Source organism: Streptomyces sp. 6-11-2 (assembly GCF_006540305.1).
Taxonomy (GTDB): domain Bacteria; phylum Actinomycetota; class Actinomycetes; order Streptomycetales; family Streptomycetaceae; genus Streptomyces.
In genome coordinates this window covers 7,852,383-7,872,929 of the sequence record NZ_BJOR01000001.1, presented here as the reverse complement: position 1 = coordinate 7,872,929, position 20,547 = coordinate 7,852,383, and the positions used below count along the sequence as shown (strand labels likewise).

The following is a 20,547-nucleotide window of genomic DNA, read 5'->3' as shown; positions in this document are numbered from 1 at the left end:
ACATCTGTCCGAGCGTTTCCCGCCAATGGTCACGCTTGGCCGCTGCCGGGGCAGTTCGGCACGCCGCACCGCGTCGGAGGCCAGGGGGAAGGCCACGCCCAGGCTGGCAAAGGTGCCGCAGCCGTGGAGACAAGGGGCCGCGATGCGCCGCATCGCTGCGCCGTGCCCGTTGCTCTGCTCAGCCGTGGGTGCCAGGCCAGTGCGCCAGGCCGTCACCCGTCGGTGCCTGGCACGTCGCATCCTGTGGCGAGTCGTAGAACTCGTACGCGTCGCCCAGGCCGCCGTGTTGAAAGACCTTGAGCATGCGGGCGGAGGGGCACGTGATCCGCAGCGATCCCTCGAACTGCCGGATGAGCCTGGTGACCGCTACCACCGTGCCGAGCCCCATCGAGTCGAGGAACGGCACGAAGCACAGGTCCAGGACGAAGTGCCGGTGCCCGTCACCAAGCAGCGTGATCACTGCTTCACGGATCCTGGAATGAGTACGGACATCTACCTCGCCGTCGACCTCAACAACGGTCCAGCCGTTCACCTGGTCGCAGCTGACGGCGATGTCCTCGGTGCAGACGATGGTCGTTCGCATGGCCAACCCTCGCGGCTTGGGACGGACAAGGAACCCCCAGCGACGCGTTGCAACGCTGCCCGGGTGCGTGGTGCTGCGCAGATGCCACCTGATTCCATCCAACGCACCCGTCCGCTGATCGCAAGCCGGGACGGGCCTGCGTCAACCGCGGCGGTTGCGCAGGCCCGACCACAGGGCACCTGTCACCCCGACCACGACGGCCAGGGACCCCCACCACAAACCCGACCACCGCAGGCCAGCGCGCAGCGCAGCCCACCTGGGCCGAAGATTGCGCAGCACCCGGCACCGCTGCCCAAAGCTCCCGCCGCTCACACCCGAGGATCCCAGCCGCTGTGGCAAGTCACCTGCGACGACGACTTTTCGAGCGGTACAGGCGCCGCGCAGCCAACCCGACGCTGACTCCACGGCAGAGAGGCAGCGCCTGCACAAGGCCGTCGCCCTCGTCGCGTCCGGCGTGACCGGAGCCTCCGGGGTGCAGTAATGCACCGTCCCGGAGACCCGGCCTTGCCCACGAGCAATATCCCGAACTAGGGTGAATGCGCTTTCATTCGCTTCAGGGCACTGCCGTGCCTCAACAGACTCGGGGTCCCACCCAGTGAGCACAGCCCCCACGGTGTACGACGTCGCCGAGCGCTCCGGCGTCTCCATCGCCACCGTGTCCCGGGTTTACCGCAACCCCGACTCGGTCCGCGCGCAGACCCGTGAACGGGTCCTCGCGGTGGCCCGTGAGCTCGGCTACGTACCCAGTGGGAACGCGCGCGGCCTCGCCAGCCGCTCCACCGGCGTCCTCGGTCTGTGCTTCCCCGACTACTCCGACCCGGACGCCGAGTCCGAGGCGGAGGCCAGCGCTGGTGACGAGGCGGACGACAACGTCGCGATGCTCTACTCCGACCAGATCATCCGTGGCATGGAGCGCGCCGCGCGCCGCCACGGGTACGCGCTGCTCATCGCGGCGTCCCTAAAGGGAGGGCCGGAGAGCCTGGTGGCGAAGGTGGCGGGCCGGGTAGACGGCTTCGCCGTGCTCGCCCGCACGGTGCCGACCGAGGAGCTGGAAGTCATATCGCGCCGGCAGCCGGTGGTGATGCTCGCCGGGCCGCGCGAGTCCGAGCTGCTCGACCACCTGGACCACATCGAGGTCGCCAACGCCCACGGCCAGCGCGAACTGACCCGCCACCTCATCGAAGACCACGGCCTTCGCCGGCTTGCCTACGTCGGCTCCGCCGAGGAGTCGCCGGACGTCGAGGCACGCTTTCGCGGGTACGTCGAGGCGTGCCGGGCCGCGGGGGTGGAGGTGGGCGACGAGCCGGATCTGCGGGCCGGGATGATGACGCAGGCGGAAGGCGCGCGGGCCGCCGACACACTGCTGGACCGGCGCGGCGAACGCCCCGATGCACTGCTCTTCGCCAATGACCAGATGGCGGTGGGCGCCCTGCACACGCTGGAACGGCGCGGTGTCCGGGTCCCCGAGGACGTGGCTGTCACCGGCTTCGACGGCATCGCGCTGAGCCGCCTCGTGCGGCCGGCACTGACGACGGTGCGACAGCCTATGCGACGGATGGGCGAGGAGGCGGTTGAACTGCTCGTACGTCGGCTCAACGGCTCGCAAGGTGGGGAGCCAGTGTCAATGATGCTGCCGGTGTCTGTGGTACGGCGGGCGAGTTGCGGGTGCGAGCGATGCCCCTGACCGGGTTCGAGTGCGGGCGATGACGCCGACCGGGACCAGCCTGCCGGAGCCCGGAGTCGGCGGGACCCGACCCGGCTTCGGTCCTTGTCACGCGTCCACGCGGTGGCGATCGACGTGTCGAGGCTGCCCGAGAAGCCGATGCCGACGCGTTCGCTGGCCGGGAGGGAGGTGACGTCTGCGGACATAGGAAGGTTATGCAGAATTGCGCCCGGTCACACAAAGGTGATGTGCTCGCGTCGGGAAGCGGGGTGGCTCAGGGGGCGCAGGGTCGGACTGTTAACGCGTGAGGTGAGCAGCAGGACCCGTGCGCGGAGCGGGGCTCGCGAACTGTCCGGCCACGCCGGTTCACGAGCCGACGGGGCCTATGCCAACACTCGACCGAAAAACTCTCCCTTGGCCGCCGCCGGTCGATCCGTCGATTCCGCCTTCCCGGGCCATTCGAAATGGCCCGCGTCCAGGACGTGCAGCTCCCGCCCCGCGCTCTCCGGCAGCCCGTTGAACACCGCGAACTGCCCTGGCGGCGGCACCGACGGGTCAAACAGCGCCGGGGCCACGAGCACCGGGGCCCGCACCCGGGTCGCTGCCGACGCCGCGTCGAAGTATCGCAGCACCTCCACGATCGCCGGGTGCTCGGCGTGATGGCGCCGCACCGAGGCCCCGCTTCCCACGCAGTCCAGCGTCAGCCGCAGCGGGTGGTTCCCGAACGTCGGCACCGTCAGCTGGCCGGCCGCGAACCGCTCGTCCCACGGCAGCGCCAGCGCTCCGAGGCCGCCTCCGAAGCTCTCTCCCAGGTATCCGAGTCCGGCCCCCGACTCCCCCAGTTCCGGGACCAGTTCCAGCAACGCCGTCGCCGCGCACCACAGATCCGCGACGCACTCCCCGATCACGTACGTCTCGCGCGACGCGATGCCGTGCAGCACGTGCTGGTCCGGCAGTGTTGGGATGCCGGGCACCAGGCCCCGCTCCCCCATCCCTCGCACGCACGGCAGGATCGCCGCCGACCTCGGCAACGGCAGGGGCACGTCGGGCCCGACCCCGTTACGCCCGCCGTAGCCGTGGCCGATGACGAAACCGTGCTCCACCGGCCCCGGGGCGGGAGCACCAGCCAGCCGCCGAGCCGCACGTCGCCCACCGACGTGTACAAGACCTCGTGGATCCGCACTCCGTCGCGCTCCTCGACGAGCTGCCCGGCCTCCGGTTCCGGCGCGACCCGTAGGGCCTCGCCGTAGCGAGACCGCCAGAAGGCGTCGAAGTCCGTGGGGGCATTGGGGACCGGGACGCGCAGCAGGCCGTCAAGGGTCCGGCCGTAGGCCGGGTCGAGCGGGAAGTCGTGCGGGAAGGAACGCGGAACCGCGTTGGCAGCCGTCACGGTCGCGACCCTAAGGGGGGACCCGGCCGGCGCCGCCAGGATTCCCGCCCGGGGCCCACTCGGACACTCCGTTCCGCTTCCGGCACAGCGGACCACGCTCCGACGCCGGATCTCGGTTGGTTTCTGTCGCGACCGTCGGCACGGATACGCGGGCGGCCGCGAGCGCTGCCGGCGTATCCGTGCTGTGGCACCGCATTCCCGGATGTCACTCCCGTTACGGGAGTGTGACCACGGCGCCCCTTGTCACATCCGCCGGAGCTGCCACAGAGTGATGTATGCGCTTACAAGCAGCGTGTACATCCCCGAACATCGAGGAGGAACCGCCCATGAACCGCGTCGCCACCACCGCCGCGACCGCCGTCACCCTGGCGTCCGCGCTGACTCTGACCGCCTGCGGCGGTTCCGGCGGCGGCGACATCGCGGCGAACAAGAAGCAGACGCTGACCGTCTGGGCGATGGGCACCGAGGGCGAGAAGCTCGCCGACGTCGCCAAGGTCTACGAGAAGGCCAACCCGAACATAACGGTCAAGATCACCCCGATCGGCTGGGACGTCGCGCACCAGAAGCTGGTCGCCGCCGCTGCCGCCGGCCGGCTGCCCGACGTGATGCAGATGGGCAGCACCTACATGGCAGAGTTCGCGGACATGGGCGCCCTGGAGCCCGTCGACACCAAGGCCTTCGCGGAGAAGGACTTCTTCCCGGCCGGCTGGCAGCAGGGCACGATCGACGGTGAGACCTACGGCGTGCCGTGGTACGTCGACACCCGCGTGCTCTTCTATCGCACCGACCTCGCCAAGAAGGCCGGCGTCGAGAAGGCCCCAGCCACCATGGCCGAGCTGCAGCAGGCCGCCGAGGCCTACCAGAAGAAGGCCGGAACCAAGTGGGGCCTGTCCATTCAACCGGGCGGCCTGGACACCGTGCAGAGCTTCTACCAGTTCCTGTACTCGGCGGACGGCGAGATCGTCACCCAGGACGGCAAGCCCGTCATCAACAGCCCAGCCGCCGTCAACGCTCTTGAGAACTACGGCAGTTACTTCAAGAAGGGCCTCAGCGAGAAGTCCGTCCGTCCCGGCTACGACGTGACGAAGGACTTCAACAAAGGCTCCGTCCCGATGTTCTTCGGCGGCCCATGGTTCATGGGCCTGCTCGACGACAACTACCCGGACCTCAAGGGTAAGTGGGCCGTCGCGAACGTGCCCACCGACAAGTCCTCCACTTCCATGGCGGGCGGCTCGGCCCTGACGATCTCGGCGGACAGCAAGCACAAAGCCGCTGCCGAGGAGTTCATCCAGTACCTGACCGACGCCAAGGGCCAGACCGACTGGTTCAAGCGCACCAAGGACCTCCCTGCCAACGTCAACGCCTGGAGGTCGGGCGACCTGGCGACCGATCCGAACATGAAGGTGTGGAAGGCCCAGATGGAGTCGGCGAAGGTCTCCCCGGTCCAGCCGAAGTGGACGGAGATCACCTCGAAGGTCGACACGGCCATCGAATCGGTTACCCAGGACAAGTCCTCCGCGAAGGAAGCCCTCGACAAGGCCCAGGGCGAGATCGAGAGCCTCGTGAAGTGACCCTCGCGGGTTCCCTCCTGAAGCAACCCCCCACAAGCCCGCGCACGCGGAGCGAATCGCGCAAGCAATGGTCCGAAGGGCAGAACATGTCCACCACGACACCCACCCCCGCCAGGCCCGGGGCAGCCAACGCCCTGAGGCCCGGCGCCAGTTCCGGCAAGGGGCGCGGAAAGAAGCGCTTGATGGGGAAGCAGAACCTGGCCGGCTGGCTGTTCTCCACCCCCTTCCTCGTGCTGTTCGGCGTCTTCATGCTCTTCCCGATCGTCGCGACGCTCCTGATGAGCTTCACCGACTTCGGCCGGCGCAACGTCACCAGGCCGCTGGAGGCGAAGTTCATCGGCTTCGACAACTACGTCCAGCTCTTCGGCGATGACAAGTTCCTCACGGCCCTCTTCAACACGGCCTACTTCGTCGTCGTCGGGGTCCCCCTGACGATCGGGCTCGGATTGCTCGTGGCGATCCTGCTCAACAACGGCATCGACCGGGCGCGCACCTTCTTCCGCGTCGGCTTCTACGCCCCCGTGGTCACCACGATCGTGGCCGTGGCGATCGTGTGGCGGTTCGTGCTCGACCCTTCGGACGGTCTGATCGCGGGCCTCGGTGCCGAACTCGGCTTCTCCACACCGGACTTCCTCGGCTCCGAGACCTGGGCCATGCCGTCCCTGATCGCGATGGCGGTCTGGCGCAACCTCGGCACGGTGATGGTCCTGATGATCGCCGGTCTCCAGGCCATCCCGACCGAGGTCCGCGAGGCCTCCCGCCTCGACGGGACGAACGCCTGGCAGGAACTGCGCCGCATCACAGTGCCGCTGCTGCGCCCGACCCTGCTGTACGCCACGGTCATCACCACGATCGGCTACCTCAACGTCTTCGAGGAGCCCTTCGTGATGACCCAGGGCGGCCCGTCCGACGCCACGCTGACCGTGTCGCTCGACATGTACCGCGAAGGCTTCAACTTCTTCAACATGGGCTACGCGAGTGCCATGGCGTACGTCCTCTTCGTGGTGATCATGGGCATCACGGTGCTGCAGTTGCGACTGATGAGGGACAACACGAAATGAGCGCCCAGCACGCCACCGCGCCTGTCCCGGGACCGTCCTTGAACCGTCGGCGCCGCCAGGGCCTCGGCCCCCAACCGCTGCTCTACGTCGTCGCCTCGCTGGGCCTGCTGCTGATGGCCGCCCCCTTCCTGTGGATGGCGCTCAGCGCCTTCAAGACCAAGAAGGACCTCACGGCCAGCCCGCCGGTGTGGATCCCCTCCGCCTGGACGCTGCAGAACTTCCGGGATCTGCTCGACCAGCTGAACATGCCGCAGTACTTCCTGAACTCGCTGATCGTCGCGGTGCTCGTGACCACCTGCAACCTGCTGTTCTGCTCGATGCTCGGCTATGCGCTCGCGAAGCTGAACTTCACCGCACGCTCCAAGGTCTTCGGAGTCGTGCTCGCCGCCCTGATGGTGCCGGGCAACCTCATGATCCTTCCGCTGTACGTCCTGATGAACAAGCTGAACCTGCTCGACAGCTACATGGGCCTCGTCCTGCCGTTCGCAGCAGGCGCCTTCGGGGTGTTCCTGATGCGGCAGTTCATGACGACCATCCCGGACGAGCTGCTCGAGGCGGCCCGGATGGACGGTGCCGGCGAGTGGTACATCTTCTGGCGCATCGTGCTTCCGCTGGTCAAGCCGGCGCTAGCGACGCTGACGATCTTCACGTTCCTCGGGTCGTGGAACAACTTCATCTGGCCGCTCATCGCGACCAACGACCCCAGCAAGTACACGCTGCCGGTGGCGCTCGCGACCTTCGCCAACGACCCCAACCGCACGGTCGGCGGCGGCAACGGAATGCTGATGGCGGGCTCCCTGCTCGTCGTCCTGCCCGTGCTGGTCGTCTTCGCGCTCCTACAGCGCCACTTCACCCAGGGCATCGCCACCGCCGGCATGAAGTGAGCCAGCCCCCAACTCGCGGCTCTCGCACGCTCCTCCCACGCACGTAGAAAGACGGACATCACCATGACGCGCAGCACCACCCCATTCCCCGACGGCTTCCTGTGGGGTGCTTCGACCGCGGCCCACCAGATCGAGGGCAACAACGTCAACAGCGACTGGTGGCGCAAGGAACACGACCCGACGGCGGGGATCCAGGAGCCCAGCCTCGACGCCTGCGACAGCTACCACCGCTGGGAGCAGGACATGGACCTGCTGGCCGAACTCGGCTTCACCGACTACCGCTTCAGCGTCGAGTGGGCACGCATCGAGCCGGCCCGAGGCCACTTCTCCAAGGCCGAGATAGCGCACTACCGGCGGATGGTCGAGGGCGCGATCGCGCGTGGCCTGCGGCCGATGGTGACACTGCACCACTTCACCGTCCCCCGCTGGTTCGAGGACTTCGGCGGGTGGACCGCCGACGGCGCCGTACAGCTCTTCGCCCGGTACGTCGAGGAGTGCGCGCCGATCATCGGTGAGGGCGTGCGCCATGTATGCACCATCAACGAGCCGAACATGATCGCCGTGATGGCGGGTCTCGCCAAGCGAGGCGACCAGGGCTTCCCGCCCGCCGGTCTGCCGCTCCCCGACAAGGAGACCACGCACGCAGTCATCGCCGCGCACCACGCCGCTGTGAAGGCTGTGCGCGCCATCAACTCCGAGATCCAGGTGGGCTGGACGATCGCCAACCAGGTGTACCAGGCGCTCCCCGGCGCCGAGGGCGTCACCGCCGCCTACCGCCACCCGCGAGAGGACGTCTTCATCGAGGCGGCCCGCGGCGACGCCTGGATCGGCGTGCAGTCCTACACCCGGACGAAGATCGGGCCCGAAGGTCCCATCCCGGCGCCGCCCGACGCCGAGCGGACGCTGACGCAGTGGGAGTACTACCCCACCGCCGTCGGACACGCAATCCGGCACACCGCCAAACTCATCGGCCCCGACACGCCCTTGGTCGTCACCGAGAATGGCATCGCCACCAGTGACGAGCAGCGCCGCATCGACTACTACACAGGGGCGCTCGACGCCGTCGCCGCCTGCATCGAAGACGGCATCGACGTCCGCGGCTACCTCGCCTGGAGCGCGCTCGACAACTACGAGTGGGGCACCTACAAGGCGACCTTCGGCCTGATCTCTTTCGACCCCGGCACCTTCGAGCGCACACCCAAGCCGGCGGCCCGGTGGCTCGGCGACCTGGGCCGCCAGAAGGTCCTGCCGCGCGTCTGATCCCCCTGCCGGTGGGTGCCGGCACAGTAGCCGCCGCACTCACCCCACGACCGTCCGGAGCGGCACACGCCCCGCCGCCGCCCCGTGACGTACGGGTCCGCGGGACCTGACCCCCGCGAACCCGGCCCCCGCGGGCCCGCGGCCCCTGACTCCGCGGGCCCGCCCAGGTGGGGTCGGCGCATCCCTGATATGCGCCGACCCCGCCCGCACTCCCACGAGCACCACGAAATCCCCTTCCACACCTGCCCTCTCGGGAGAAGGACCTTCATGGATCGCCGTACCTTCCTCACCGCCGTAAGCACCGGCGGCGCCACCCTCGCGCTCGGCGCCGCACCGTCGGCCGATGCCGCTCCAGCCTCCGGCACGGCCTCGACCGCCAGTGCCGTCTCCTCGCGTCGTCGTCTCGCTCCTACCTCTGATACACCGCCGCTGCGGAAGTGGTTCCACTCGACGTACCGCTCGATCGAGGCAATGACGACCGATTTCGGCCTGGCCGCCGACAAGATCGACGTCAGCGGATCCGGCCGCCCCGTCCCGTCCGTGCAGACCTCGCCGACGAACATCGGCTGTGGGCTGTGGACGACGGCCGCCGCGGGCGGGCTCGGCGTAATCTCCCGCAACGCGATGGAGCGCAGCCTGACCCGTACTGTGTCCGCGGTTGAGCGGCTGGAGCGGGCGCACGGGTTCTGGTTCAACTGGTACGACGCGCACGACGGTTCCGTCCTGACGACCTGGCCCGAGAGCGGCGCTCCGGTCCGCCCGTTCCTCTCGTCCGTCGACAACGCCTGGCTCGTCACAGGCCTGCGCATCGCCGCCGACGCCGTCCCGGCCCTGCGTCCGCGTGCCGCGAAGCTGCTCGCCGGCGCCGACTGGTCGTACTACTACACGCCGTACGACGCGGCCGACCCGGTCGCGGGCCCGGGCCAGTTGCGCGGTGGCTTCTGGCCCGACAAGCCGGGCAAGGGTGAGCCGACTGGGCACCACTACGGCGCCCTCAACACCGAACCCCGGATGGCCAGTTACCTCGGCATCGCCGACGGCAGCCTGCCCGCCGACCACTACTGGCACATGTTCCGCACGCTGCTGCCCGGCAGCGGCCAGGAGCAGGAGCCCGAGGGCTCGTACGTCGCTATCGATGGCATCCGAGTCTGGCAGGGCCACTACACGTACCGCGGCCGCAAGCTCGTCCCCACGTGGGGCGGGTCGATGTTCGAGGCGCTGATGGTGCCGCTGTTCGTGCCGGAGCCGGAGTGGTCCCCGCGCGCGTGGGGCCTCACGCACGACCGGTATGTGCGCAGCCAGATCGAGCACGGCCTGGACGAGGAGAAGTACGGCTACTGGGGCTTCTCCCCCGCGAGCATCCCCGAGGGCGGCTATCGCGAGTACGGCGTCGACGCCATCGGCATGCAGGAGGACGGCTACAACTCCCTCGGCGTCGTCACCCCGCACGCCTCTTTCCTCGCTCTGCCGCACGCGCGCGTGGAGGCGATCGACAACCTGAAGGCGCTAGACGTGGACTTCGGCGCGTACGACGACACGTACGGCTTCCGTGACTCCGTGAACGTGCGGACCGGGCGGGTCAGCGACTTCGTACTCGCGCTGGACCAGGGCATGATCGCCGCCGCGCTCGCGCAGCAACTGCGCCCCGGCCTGCTGCAGCGCCCCTTCCGCTCGGGAGGCTTTGCCTCGCGGGTGCGGCCGCTGCTGGCGAAGGAGCGTTTCTCCATCTAGTGCTGTGGCCGGGAAGGTTTGCCGGGAAGCTCGCGGCGTCCGGTCCGGTACATCGCAAGGCGGAGCATTGCCCGCGTACTGGATGTACTCGGGTGATGCGACAACGCGGCGTGGGGGTACCCCCGGCCGAAGGCTGGGGGAGTGCCGTGCCGGGCGTCGCGAGCCGGTGAACCTTTCCGGTCACAGCACTAGCTGGGCCAGCGCAAGGAGCACAAACCTCGTGATCACGGGCCTCCGCCCCAGTGTCGGGGCCGTCAGGCCTGGCGCCGCCCCCGGGATTTCCGCGGCGGCACCCCGGATGAAACCCGCCACGTCCGTCCGCCCCAACTACGCGGAATTACAGGCTAGTTGCCCTGACACGTACTTGACGGGAACCTGCCAACATCCGGACAATCGAACCCCACTTTGCGCCCAACTGGAGGACCGTTGACCCACGGCCCATCTCGCCGCGTCGCGCTGCTGGCGGCAGCCGGCAGCGCGCTCGCGCTGCCCGTCATCTGTTCCGGACCCGCGCATGCCGCCACCCCCCTCCCCGCGGGGAGCGGCGAGCTCCCCATCGTCACGCACCCTCGCCACGCCAGCGCGGTTTATGGCCCCGACGCAGTGCGCAACGCCCACGCCGAGCCGTTAAACGCCACCGTCAGTTGTGCCTTGGGCCGAGGAGGGCGGAGTTGATGGCCACGTTCGTCACCCGCTCCCAGTGGGGCGCCCGGTCACCCAAGAGCGTCAGCAGCAACATCACCCCAGCCCAGGGCGGCGTGGCCGTCCATCATGTCGACGCCGTGAAGGTGGCCAAGGCCAACCACGCCGACTGCGCCAGCCAGGTGCGGGGCATCCAGAACTTCCACATGGACTCCAACGGCTGGTCGGACATCGCCTACAGCCACCTCGCCTGTGTCCACGGCTACCTTTTCCAGGGTCGCGGCGAGAACGTCCGTACTGCCGCCCAGGGCACCACGCAGGGCAACGACGACTGGTACGCGGTCTGTGCGCTGACCGGCGGTACCAGCAGCAACTACGACACCATCACGGCCGGGCTGATCGACGCCATCCGCTACGGAATCGACCGCCTGCGGGCGCAGGGCGGCGCCGCGCAGGCCATCACCGCCCACCGCGACCACCACGCGACTGACTGCCCGGGCAACCTTTACTCCCGCGTACTCAGCGGCGAGGTCAACCCCGTTGGCGGGCCCTTGCCTTATCCCGGAGTAAGCTTCCGCCAGCCGCCGACCTTCGTGCACGCCAGCGTGGCGACCTGGCAGTACCGGATGAACAGCGCGCACGGCTACTCCCTCACCGTGGACGGCCAGTACGGGCCGGGCTCCGACTCCGCCTGCCGCAGCTTCCAGTCGAGCAGGGGCGTGAGCGTGGACGGCATCGTCGGGCCAGTCACCTGGAGCGCCACGTTTGCCTAGCCAGAACCAGGCGGGGTCGCCGCTTCTGACGACGTACGCCACGCTGGCTGGCGCCGCCCGCCATACCCACGTCGCCATCACGCATCCGTGCTGGTTCGCGCTGCCCCTGCTGCAGTGGGCCAGCAGGCGATCGCGAAGCCCCGTCAGCACCGTGAAGTCGTACCCTGAGTCTGCCAGGACGAGGCCCAGCAGGTACTTCCAGTCGATCCTGGCCCGCACCGCATGCGCGGCCTGGCGGTCGGTCAGGTTCTCGGCGAACTGCAACACGGACACCAAAGCCAGCTGCCCGGGAGCAACCGGGACGGCCACGGACGCCGAACGCAGACCTGAAGACCTCGTCGTCGAACAGCGGGCCGAGCGCGTCCCGCACCCGCATCGCCAGGCAACCCTTCGGAAACGCCGCCCGCGCGACCACCTGGGTCGCCTCGGGGACTTGTTGACCCGAGCCCGCTCCCATCGACACTCCACCACTCCGTCCCGCGACCGAAGGGCAAGCCCTGATTAGAGGACGCTTCTGATGGCTCTAGTCGCGTGGGGCAGGCTTCATGGCCGCTGCCGGTGCCGCGGGCGGCATCAGAGGAGCTTTGGTGAGCCCGCCCCGTCGGGGACGTCGGATGCGTGTGGCAGGCTGCGCCTCATGGATGACGATCTGGTCGGCACACAGACGCCGCAGCGCCGCATAACCGATGCGGAAGAGGCTCTTGCGCTGCTGGAGCGTGCCGTCCCCGGATTGACCGACCTCCGCCGGCCGGCGCGGGCCGTAATCGACTGGGCTGGGTTCGAGGAGAGCCTGGGCACCGGGCTTCCCGCCGATTACAAGTACCTCGCGGAGTGGTACCCGACCTTCGCCATGGGAGACTTCCTTCTGGTTCATCTTCCTGAGCCGGGTGAAGAGGACCGCAGTCTTCAGGCCATCCGTCGCACCCTTGCGGTCGTTGCCGATGCATGGTTGGAACCCGGTCTCGGCTTGCTGGCCCACCCAGCTCCTGGTGGGCTGCTGCCCTGGGGTGACTCGTGCGACAGCGACAAGTTCATGTGGAACACGACGGGACGATCTCCGCAGGACTGGATCGTCACGGTTGCTTCTCGCGGCGGGGCATGGTGGCACTACGGTGGCGGCGCAGTCCAGTTCCTCGCGGAGTACTGCAACGGGATCCTGGAACCCTGGGGATTGCCGCCGATCGACCTGGAAGTCCCCCCGTGCTGATCGGCTCGTTGGTGGCTATCGGCTGGTGTGGCGCCGGTATCCAATGAGGGCTGCGGCGCTCCCGACAAAGGCGAGGAAGTGCTCAGCCGTGCGTTCGTAGCGGCGGTGGAGACGTCGGCATCCTGCCAGCCAGGACTCGGTTCACTCGACTACCCAGCGATGTCGGCCCAGCCGCTGTGAGGACTCGACGCCTTTGCGGGCGATGCGGTGGCGGATGCCTCGATTGCGGAGCCATCGCCGCAGGTGGTCGTAGTCGTTGCCTTTGTCGGCATGCAGTTTCGCCGGCCTCACATATATGAATATTTGAGCTGAATGAGAAATCCATCCGCATTTCGTAACAGACGGTGTTTTTCAGTGTGCGCAGGTGTCGCAAGGTGGAGGATCAGCGCATCTCCGGACGAACCGGTCCGGAAAGTGGCGGGGCGTCAGCCCCACTCGCACAGACAGGCCTGATCATGATCAACGGGTTGAAAAGGGCTGCGGCCCTGGGCGCAGCGACGGCGGCTCTGGCCGCGGGCGCTGTCGTCGGCACGGTCGGCACCGCATCGGCCGCACCACAGCACCCACAGCCGCCGGTAGCACAACATCACCAGCCGCCGGTAGCGTCGCACCACCAGCCGGCACCGCAGCACCACCAGCCGCCGGTAACGTCGCACCACCTGCCGCCAGTAGCGTCGCACCACCAGCCGCCGGCACCGCAGCACCACCAGCCGCCGGCGTCGCGTCACTGCGTGCAAGCGGCGGGCTACTGGTCACGGCTGTGGCACCCGGGATACCGGGACCAAAACCACCACGCACACGCCGGCTACTGGACCCGCATCTGGCGCCCTGCCCACCGGGACTGCCGCCGCTAACCCCACAACCGCCGCCACCCACCGACAGGAGCGACGGCAAACCGACCGGTCTCCGGCGCGTCCCCTCGAAGACGCGCCGGAGACCGCCGTGTCCCGTACCGGGAGTCCAACCTGTGACCAGCGGTGGTCCGGGTGAGGTCTGTAGCTCCCTGGCCGACGGATCTTGTGGGACGTACAGCGCAGGCGGGCACCATGGTCGTATGACCGATCTTTCGGAATCTCAGCTCAGCCAGTCTTTGACTGCCGTCGATTCGGGTGCGTTGCTGACGCTGGCCAATGACTATCACGCCCGCATGGTGCACCCACTGGGCAGCCGCGCGGTCGCCGGGCACCTGGTGTAGCCCTATGCGATCGAGGCGCCCGGACGGAGTGTGACGGACGAGGAGGTGCAGACCGGCGGGTCGCTGCCGATTACCTCTCGTCGGCGCATCTGCGGGGCTCTCTTGGGCTCTCCGTGCTGCTCATCCATGCCGGTGGCGACGGCGACTACATCCTGGTGCATACCTGGATCGAGGGCTACATGTCCGACCTCGCCATCTTCACCGGTCCGGTCGGCGATGCCACTCGACTCCGGCCCGGCCGGGCGGGCCCCGCCCCGTGCGTGTGGGAGGCGGCGGTCCTTGCGTACGAACGAGATGCCGTCACCCGTCACGTGCTCGACAGCCAGGGTTCGGTCGACGAGCGGCTCGTGGCCTGGCGCGGCGATGTGCTGGAGGGCGAGGTCCGGTGACCGGCGCCGGAATGGCCCGGGTGCGACGCGCACGCGTTGCCGATCTTCCTCTTGTGGCCCAACTGGCAGCCGAGCATGCCGCCCACGAGAGAGCGGCGCCTCAGCCCACGGACTTGGCTCGGCGGCTGGAGACCCTGCGCTTCGCTACGGAGACCCCGCGATTGCGATGCTTCGTCGCCGAGTTGAATGAGGAGGAGATCACCGGCCATGCCTCGTGCGCCCCGGAGGTCTCCACGGGGGACGAGGCGGCTGCAGCCCTCTCCAGTACCCCCGAGGACGCCCTCGCCCAGGTGCATCCCGGCAGCATCGTGATGAGCGCGCGCTGGTGGAGTCGACGCTGACCAGAGACAGGTCCACCTCACCCCGCTGCGCGGCTTCTGCGGTCAGGCCCTCCAGCAGGACCTCGAAGACGGCGGCGTCACACCACTGCCGCACGCGGTTGTGGACGGTCGACCAGGCACCGAACTCCTGCGGTATCTCCCGCCGCTGCCCGCCGGTGCTGAACCCCCGACACGACGGACCCGGGGATGAGGTTGATCTTCGTGGCGGCCCACCCCGAACGGCATTCCGCGGGTGTCACGGAAGCGTGGGATTGGGCTGCCTATGGCGCTGTTCTGCGGGGACAGGCAACCCACCGTGTGCTCGGATGGGGGCTCACCTTGCTGCGGCAGAGACGAAACCCGATGACCCGCCGGCGTCGGCTTGGCCAGTCGGCATGGCCGGGAACCTGACAGGGCTTCGGCGCGCACACAGAGCCTGCGAGCCAGGATCCGCTCGATTCCGTCGTCAGAACACTTGATTCGAGCGACGACATCCGTCATTGTGCTTGAAACGACTACACGACTTGCTATTCACGCAGGTGAGGAAGGTCCTTCATGGACGACATCGACCGCGCCATCCTGCGGGAGCTGCAGGTCGACGGTCGCATCCCCTACGCCGAGCTGGGGCCGAAGGTGGGACTGTCGCCCTCGGCCGCAAGACACCGGCTGCAGCGCCTGATGGACACCAAGGCGGTCCAGGTCGTCGGGGTGACCGACCCGATGACCATGGGCCAGCAGACGATGGCTCTCCTGGGCCTACGCATCGGGGGCGATTCGCGGGCGGTGGCCGATGAACTGTCCCGGCATGAGGAAGTCGTGTACACAGTCCTGACTTCTGGCCGCTATGACCTGTTCGCTGAGGTCGTGTGCAGTCGCCCTAGTGATCTTCTGGACTTCATCAACGACGCCGTACGGGCCGTCGAGGGCGTCGCGTCCGTGGAGAGCTTCCCCTACTTCGCGATTCACACGCACCGCTTCCTGTGGGAAGTCGACTGAGGCATCCGAGCGTCCGCGCCCAGCCTGCCCACACCAAGCTCCAGACCAGCCGAGGGACCTTGCATGCCGCACGACGAGTACCGCACCATCGACTTCTTCGCCCAGGAAGCGCTTCCCGTACCTCAGGTGACACCCACTCAGGCGGAGTGCATTGCCGCCCAACGCTTCGGCATGAACGCTCGTGCGGAGGCGCTGGGAAGCCAGCAGGACGCCAACTTCCTGCTGCACGGCGACGATGGCACGGCCTTGGCCATTCTGAAGATCGCCAACCCCGCCTTCGGCCCTACGGAGATCGAAGCCCAGGACACCGCCGCCGACCTGATCTCTGCGGCTCACCCAGAACTGCGCATCGCCACCGTCCTGCGCCGCCCCGACGGCTCACCGCAGTGCGCGACGGTGGACACCGAGAGCGGGCCGGCCATCGCGCGGCTGATGCGATACCTGCCCGGCGGTCCGCTCTCGGGACCACGGCACCTGTCCCCGAGCACGGTGGCGGCCATGGGCACGATCGGCGGAAAGGTCAGCACCGCCCTGCGTGACTTCCACCACCCGGGCCTCAAGCGCGTTCTCCAGTGGGACCTGCGGCACGCCGACCGCGTCGTCGCCAAGCTCGCAGAGCACATCGACGAGCCCGACCGGCGCGCCGCCGTTCAGGCCGCGACCGCCGACGCCTGGGCGCGGGTCCAGAAGCTTGCCGCCGCGCTTCCGTCTCAGGCGGTGCACCTGGATCTCACCGACGACAATCTCATCTGTTCTCCCGACGGCCGCCTGCCCATGCCCGACGGGGTCATCGACTTCGGTGACGTGACCACGAGTTGGGCGGTCGGCGAACTCGCCGTGTCGCTCTCCTCGATGCTCCACCACGACGGGGTCGAGCCCCATCACGTGCTACCCGCCGTCCGGGCATTCCACACCATTCGGTCGCTCTCCCAGGAGGAGGCGGAGGCGTTGTGGCCGCTCGTGATCCTGCGCGCGGCCGGCCTGGTCGCCAGCGGGCGGCACCAGGCCGCCGTCGACGAGGACAACGCCTACGCCAAGGCCGCGCTCGACCGAGAGTGGCACATATTCGAGCAGGCCACCCGCCTGCCCCTTCCAGTGATGGTCCACCTCATCAAGGACGCGATCGGCCTGGCCGACGTGCCTGCCCGCCCCGATTCACCGGCGCACTTCCTGCTGCGCGGCCTCGCCGACGACGACATCACTCTCCTCGACCTGTCCACCGGCGCCGACTCCATGGACCACGGAGCCTGGCTCGAAGCCGGCACCGAGGACCGGCTCTCGGCCTCCGCACTCGCGGACGGAGCAGCCGCGGTGGCCACCCGGTACGCGCATCCACGGCTCACCCAGGCTCCGGCATTGTCAGCCGTTTCCGCTCCCACGGTGCCCACCGGCATCGACCTGTGGCTCGGCCGGCCCGCCGTGGCGCAGGCCCCCGCCGTCGGGAAGGTCCTCGCCGCGGCACCGGGCCGTGTGGAGATCGCCTTCGGCCCTCAGGTGCTGACGCTGTCCTTCCCCCACGCAGTCCATCCTGTAGTGATCACTGGTGCAACAGTGCAGGCGGGCGAGGACATCGCCCACCTCCCCTCCGGAAACTCGGTCCACATCGCACTGCACAACGCTGACGGCCCCGCCGTACCTCGCCTGGTCCGCCCCGAGTACGCCGCCGGCTGGCTCGCGCTCACCGCAGACCCCGCCCCGCTCATCGGTCTCCGGGACGCCGGCCGTGTGCAGGACAGGGACCTGCTCGACCGACGTGACGCCGTGTTCGCGACCGTGCAGGAGCACTACTACGCCGAACCTCCCCGCATCGAGCGTGGCTGGCGCCACCATCTGCTCTCCCCCGACGGCCGCTCCTACCTCGACATCGTCAACAACGTCACCCCGCTGGGCCACGCGCATCCCCGCGTCGAGCAGGCGGTCTCCCGGCAGTTGCGACGACTCAACACCAACTCGCGATTCCACTACGCCTCGGTGGTGGAGTTCACCGAACGCCTCGCCGCCCTGCTGCCCGAGCCCCTGGACACGGTGTTCCTGGTCAACTCCGGTTCCGAGGCAGTGGATCTGGGCCTGCGGCTGGCCATCGGTGCCTCCGGACAGCACGACGTCGTCGCACTGCGAGAGGCATACCACGGCTGGACCTACGCCTCCGACGCGGTCTCCACCTCACTCCAGGACAACCCGAACGCCCTGGCAACGCGGCCGAGTTGGGTCCGCACTGTGGACTCGCCCAATTCCTATCGCGGCCTGCACCGCGGGGCAGATGCGGTGTGCTACGGGCCCGAGGCCGCCGCGGTGATCGACGAGCTGGCCGCCTCCGGTCGCCCGGCAGGAGCCTTCCTCAGTGAGACCTACTACGGCAACGCCGGTGGAGTGGCCCTGCCCGACGGCTACCTCGCCGAGGTGTACGCGGCGGTCCGCCGCCACGGCGGTCTGGCCGTCGCCGATGAGGTCCAGGTCGGCTACGGCCGCCTGGGGCACTGGTTCTGGGGCTTCGAGCAGCAGCAGGTCGTCCCCGACGTCGTCTGTGTCGCCAAGGCCATGGGCAACGGGCACCCCCTCGGCGCCGTCATCACGTCCAAGTCGGTTGCGGACCGGTACCGCGACCAGGGTTACTTCTTCTCCTCCACCGGTGGCAGCCCGGTCTCCAGCATCGTGGGCCTCACCGTCCTGGACACCCTGCGCGATGAGGATCTCCAGGGCAATGCGGTGCGCGTCGGCGGCCGTCTGAAGAGCCGGCTTGAGACACTGGCCGACCGCTACGGCATCATCGGCGCTGTCCACGGCTCGGGCCTCTACCTCGGCCTCGAACTCGTCCGGGACCGCGTCACCTTGGAACCCGCCACGGAAGAGACCGCCGAACTCTGCGACCGCATGCTCGACCTCGGCGTAATCGTCCAGCCCACCGGCGACCACCTCAACATCCTGAAGATCAAACCGCCGTTGTGCATCGACGCCCCCGCGGTGGACTTCTTCGTCGACATGCTGGACCACGCCCTCGCCCAACTCGGCCACTCCCGCTGACGTCGTACGCCCGGAAACCGGATCTGACGCTGCCTCCGAGAGGGGTGCCGGTCCGTCGGCGTAGTCGTCGTCTCCGGCAGACTCGCACCCGCGGCGGCGGGTACGGCACCCACCTCGGAAGGCGGCTCGTCCAACGGTGTGTGCGACGTCCGTCCGAGTCCGGATGTTCTCCAGGACGGCATCGAGGCAACCCCCAACCGCCGGCAAGCACGTCCACGGACGGGACTCTGACGCCGACGCCCTGGCACGCCGACGACCGGACGAAATCCGGAGCCTGGGCGGCGACTCCCAGGCACACAACGCCTGAGCCAACGCCGTTGACCGTACCGATCAAGGCCGAGCCTCATAGCCGACAGCTCGGAAGGAGCCGCCTTGTGTGTCAAGGAAAGAAGAGGGAGACGTTGAGATGAGTCGGGCACACCACATCCACGGTGACGTCACCCTCCACAAGGGAGGTGCTGAGCTCATCGACCGGCTGGAGCCTCTGTGGCTCGCGCTGCACGCTCACCACCAGTCCGTCGAACCGGGGTTCGCGTATTTCCCGGACGAGCGCTCCTGGGAACTGCGCCGCTCCTGCTATCGGCGTTGGATCTTGGAAGAGGGGTCCTTCATCCTGCTCGCCGAACGTCACGGCCAAGCGGTCGGCTACGCCTTTGTGGAGATCCACGCCGGGCCCGACGACACCTGGGTGACCGGCACCCGCATCGCCGAGCTCCAATCGCTCTCTGTCGCATCGACCGAGCGTGGGAACGGCATCGGCACACTGCTGCTCGACGAGGTGGACGCTGAGCTGAACAGGCTCGACATCGGCGATCTACTCATCGGAACTTTTGCAGCCAACACCGGTGCTCGGCGCCTCTATGAGCGTCGGGGGCTGCAACCGGTCCTTACGTACTATGCCCGCTTCTCCGCCAGCGGGAAGCAGCCCCGCTAGTGATCTGACCGGACAGATCGCTGGTCAGGCTACTTGCGTGGCCCGGGGCAATGGGGGCCGCTGCCTCGGCCGGACGGGGCCCGTTTCCAGGGGCGGGGTGGTTGGTGCGGCGCGGGTCAGTTGCTGGTGCTCACAGCGGTGGCGTACTGCTCGTCGGTGACGGGCTCCAGCCATGTGGTGCCGTCTCCGCCGGCGTCTCCGACGACCATGGCGATGTGGGCCATGAGGGTGGTGTCGGTGGCTCCGTGCCAGTGCTCCTCGCCGGCCGGGCACTTGACGATCTGTCCGGCGCTGACGCGTACGACGTTGCCGTCGCGGGTGCCGACCAGGCCGATGCCGTCGGTGATGTAGAGGGTCTGGCCGTTGGCGTGGCTGTGCCAGTTGGTGCGGGCGCCGGGAGTGAAGCGGACCAGGGCGGCGGCCAGGCGGGCCGGCTCGGTCGGCGCCTCGATCATGTTGAGGTATACGTCGCCGGTGAACCGCTCGGAGGGTGCCTTGGCCGTGGGGGTCGAGGTGATGTGCTCCATGATGGTCTTCCTTGTCGCATGGGGGCGTTGGGCGGTGAGCGAGGGCGGGCTCAGGAGGGGGCGCGCTCGTCGGCGATCTTCTTGAGCCTGGTGATGGCGGTCATGGCGTTGGGCCAGCCGGCGTAGAAGGCGAGATGGGTGATGGCTTCGGACAGCTCTTCCACGCTCAGCCCATTGTTCAGGGCAACGCCCAGGTGGTGGTCGAGCTGCTCGCTGCGGTAGAGAGCAGCCAGCGTGCTCACGGTGACCAGGCTCCGGTCGCGAGGGGACAGGCCGGGGCGTTTCCAGACGTCGCCGAAGAGGACGTTGTTGGTGACCTCGACGAGCTTGGGGGCGATCGCCTTGAGCTCTTCGGGGGCGGACTGATCGGGCATGGTGGTTCTCCTTGGTCTGCGACGGT

At 68.5% G+C, this 20,547-nt stretch carries 17 protein-coding genes and 4 pseudogenes; 13 read left to right on the top strand and 8 right to left on the bottom strand.

Features of this window, described 5'->3' with window-relative positions:
* Positions 1 to 178 precede the first annotated feature (178 nt).
* Positions 179 to 583 carry an STAS domain-containing protein gene (locus tag TNCT6_RS35510; RefSeq protein WP_141365696.1) on the bottom strand — a complete coding sequence of 135 codons (405 nt, stop codon included), beginning with the start codon at positions 581 to 583 and terminating at the stop codon, positions 179 to 181.
* 595 nt (positions 584 to 1,178) lie between these two features.
* On the opposite strand from TNCT6_RS35510, the gene TNCT6_RS35505 reads away from it, so the two are divergent.
* Positions 1,179 to 2,267 carry a LacI family DNA-binding transcriptional regulator gene (locus TNCT6_RS35505; RefSeq protein WP_141365693.1) on the top strand — a complete coding sequence of 363 codons (1,089 nt, stop codon included), beginning with the start codon at positions 1,179 to 1,181 and terminating at the stop codon, positions 2,265 to 2,267.
* Positions 2,268 to 2,629: 362 nt separating this feature from the next.
* Here the strand turns inward: TNCT6_RS35505 and TNCT6_RS35500 are convergent.
* Positions 2,630 to 3,636 (bottom strand): annotated as a pseudogene (locus TNCT6_RS35500) (acetylxylan esterase).
* A gap of 326 nt (positions 3,637 to 3,962) precedes the next feature.
* On the opposite strand from TNCT6_RS35500, the gene TNCT6_RS35495 reads away from it, so the two are divergent.
* The 6 genes from TNCT6_RS35495 to TNCT6_RS35465 all read left to right on the top strand — a co-directional run bounded on the left by TNCT6_RS35495 (position 3,963) and on the right by TNCT6_RS35465 (position 11,558).
* Positions 3,963 to 5,207, top strand: coding sequence for a sugar ABC transporter substrate-binding protein (locus TNCT6_RS35495; protein WP_141365690.1), 1,245 nt, complete (start codon positions 3,963 to 3,965; stop codon positions 5,205 to 5,207).
* 86 nt (positions 5,208 to 5,293) lie between these two features.
* Entirely contained in the window at positions 5,294 to 6,268 is a 975-nt protein-coding gene (locus tag TNCT6_RS35490; protein ID WP_141365688.1) for a carbohydrate ABC transporter permease, read from the top strand.
* Positions 6,265 to 7,152, top strand: a complete 888-nt coding sequence (locus TNCT6_RS35485; RefSeq protein WP_172633153.1) for a carbohydrate ABC transporter permease — start codon at positions 6,265 to 6,267, stop codon at positions 7,150 to 7,152. The genes TNCT6_RS35490 and TNCT6_RS35485 overlap by 4 nt, the downstream gene beginning before the upstream one ends.
* Before the next feature lie 63 nt (positions 7,153 to 7,215).
* Positions 7,216 to 8,412 carry a glycoside hydrolase family 1 protein gene (locus tag TNCT6_RS35480; protein ID WP_141365686.1) on the top strand — a complete coding sequence of 399 codons (1,197 nt, stop codon included), beginning with the start codon at positions 7,216 to 7,218 and terminating at the stop codon, positions 8,410 to 8,412.
* A gap of 267 nt (positions 8,413 to 8,679) precedes the next feature.
* Positions 8,680 to 10,143, top strand: a complete 1,464-nt coding sequence (locus tag TNCT6_RS35475) for a glucoamylase family protein (RefSeq protein WP_141365684.1) — start codon at positions 8,680 to 8,682, stop codon at positions 10,141 to 10,143.
* Between the two features lie 674 nt (positions 10,144 to 10,817).
* Positions 10,818 to 11,558: an N-acetylmuramoyl-L-alanine amidase gene (locus tag TNCT6_RS35465; protein WP_141365682.1), complete on the top strand. Its 741-nt coding sequence runs from the start codon at positions 10,818 to 10,820 to the stop codon at positions 11,556 to 11,558.
* Between the two features lie 123 nt (positions 11,559 to 11,681).
* Here the strand turns inward: TNCT6_RS35465 and TNCT6_RS41375 are convergent.
* Positions 11,682 to 12,015, bottom strand: a pseudogene (locus TNCT6_RS41375) (transposase); the annotation flags it as partial.
* 180 nt (positions 12,016 to 12,195) lie between these two features.
* Here TNCT6_RS41375 and TNCT6_RS35455 point away from each other — a divergent pair.
* Complete coding sequence (locus TNCT6_RS35455) at positions 12,196 to 12,765, top strand: SMI1/KNR4 family protein (protein WP_141365680.1); 570 nt, start codon at positions 12,196 to 12,198, stop codon at positions 12,763 to 12,765.
* A gap of 15 nt (positions 12,766 to 12,780) precedes the next feature.
* Here the strand turns inward: TNCT6_RS35455 and TNCT6_RS35450 are convergent.
* Positions 12,781 to 13,053: pseudogene (locus TNCT6_RS35450) on the bottom strand (transposase); the annotation flags it as partial.
* A gap of 137 nt (positions 13,054 to 13,190) precedes the next feature.
* On the bottom strand, positions 13,191 to 13,502 hold the full coding sequence (locus tag TNCT6_RS40245; RefSeq protein WP_172633152.1) for a hypothetical protein: 312 nt from the start codon (positions 13,500 to 13,502) through the stop codon (positions 13,191 to 13,193).
* Between the two features lie 317 nt (positions 13,503 to 13,819).
* Between TNCT6_RS40245 and TNCT6_RS41370 the strand changes: the two genes are divergently transcribed.
* Together TNCT6_RS41370 and TNCT6_RS41365 are read left to right on the top strand one after the other, a co-directional pair.
* On the top strand, positions 13,820 to 13,960 hold the full coding sequence (locus TNCT6_RS41370; RefSeq protein ID WP_253266354.1) for a hypothetical protein: 141 nt from the start codon (positions 13,820 to 13,822) through the stop codon (positions 13,958 to 13,960).
* A 113-nt stretch (positions 13,961 to 14,073) separates the two neighbouring features.
* Complete coding sequence (locus tag TNCT6_RS41365; RefSeq protein WP_253266353.1) at positions 14,074 to 14,349, top strand: hypothetical protein; 276 nt, start codon at positions 14,074 to 14,076, stop codon at positions 14,347 to 14,349.
* 289 nt (positions 14,350 to 14,638) lie between these two features.
* On the opposite strand, the pseudogene TNCT6_RS41360 reads toward TNCT6_RS41365, so the two are convergent.
* Positions 14,639 to 14,853, bottom strand: a pseudogene (locus TNCT6_RS41360) (IS5/IS1182 family transposase); the annotation flags it as partial.
* A 371-nt stretch (positions 14,854 to 15,224) separates the two neighbouring features.
* Between TNCT6_RS41360 and TNCT6_RS35430 the strand changes: the two are divergent.
* The 3 genes from TNCT6_RS35430 to TNCT6_RS35420 all read left to right on the top strand — a co-directional run bounded on the left by TNCT6_RS35430 (position 15,225) and on the right by TNCT6_RS35420 (position 19,620).
* Entirely contained in the window at positions 15,225 to 15,665 is a 441-nt protein-coding gene (locus TNCT6_RS35430; RefSeq protein WP_141365676.1) for an Lrp/AsnC family transcriptional regulator, read from the top strand.
* Between the two features lie 63 nt (positions 15,666 to 15,728).
* On the top strand, positions 15,729 to 18,686 hold the full coding sequence (locus TNCT6_RS35425; protein WP_141365674.1) for an aminotransferase: 2,958 nt from the start codon (positions 15,729 to 15,731) through the stop codon (positions 18,684 to 18,686).
* A gap of 406 nt (positions 18,687 to 19,092) precedes the next feature.
* On the top strand, positions 19,093 to 19,620 hold the full coding sequence (locus tag TNCT6_RS35420) for a GNAT family N-acetyltransferase (RefSeq protein WP_141365672.1): 528 nt from the start codon (positions 19,093 to 19,095) through the stop codon (positions 19,618 to 19,620).
* A 116-nt stretch (positions 19,621 to 19,736) separates the two neighbouring features.
* Here TNCT6_RS35420 and TNCT6_RS35415 read toward each other — a convergent pair whose 3' ends face one another.
* Positions 19,737 to 20,147 (bottom strand): cupin domain-containing protein, encoded by a 411-nt coding sequence (locus tag TNCT6_RS35415; RefSeq protein ID WP_141365670.1) that lies wholly within the window; start codon positions 20,145 to 20,147, stop codon positions 19,737 to 19,739.
* Positions 20,148 to 20,197: 50 nt separating this feature from the next.
* Entirely contained in the window at positions 20,198 to 20,521 is a 324-nt protein-coding gene (locus TNCT6_RS35410; protein WP_141365668.1) for a carboxymuconolactone decarboxylase family protein, read from the bottom strand.
* Positions 20,522 to 20,547 lie beyond the last annotated feature (26 nt).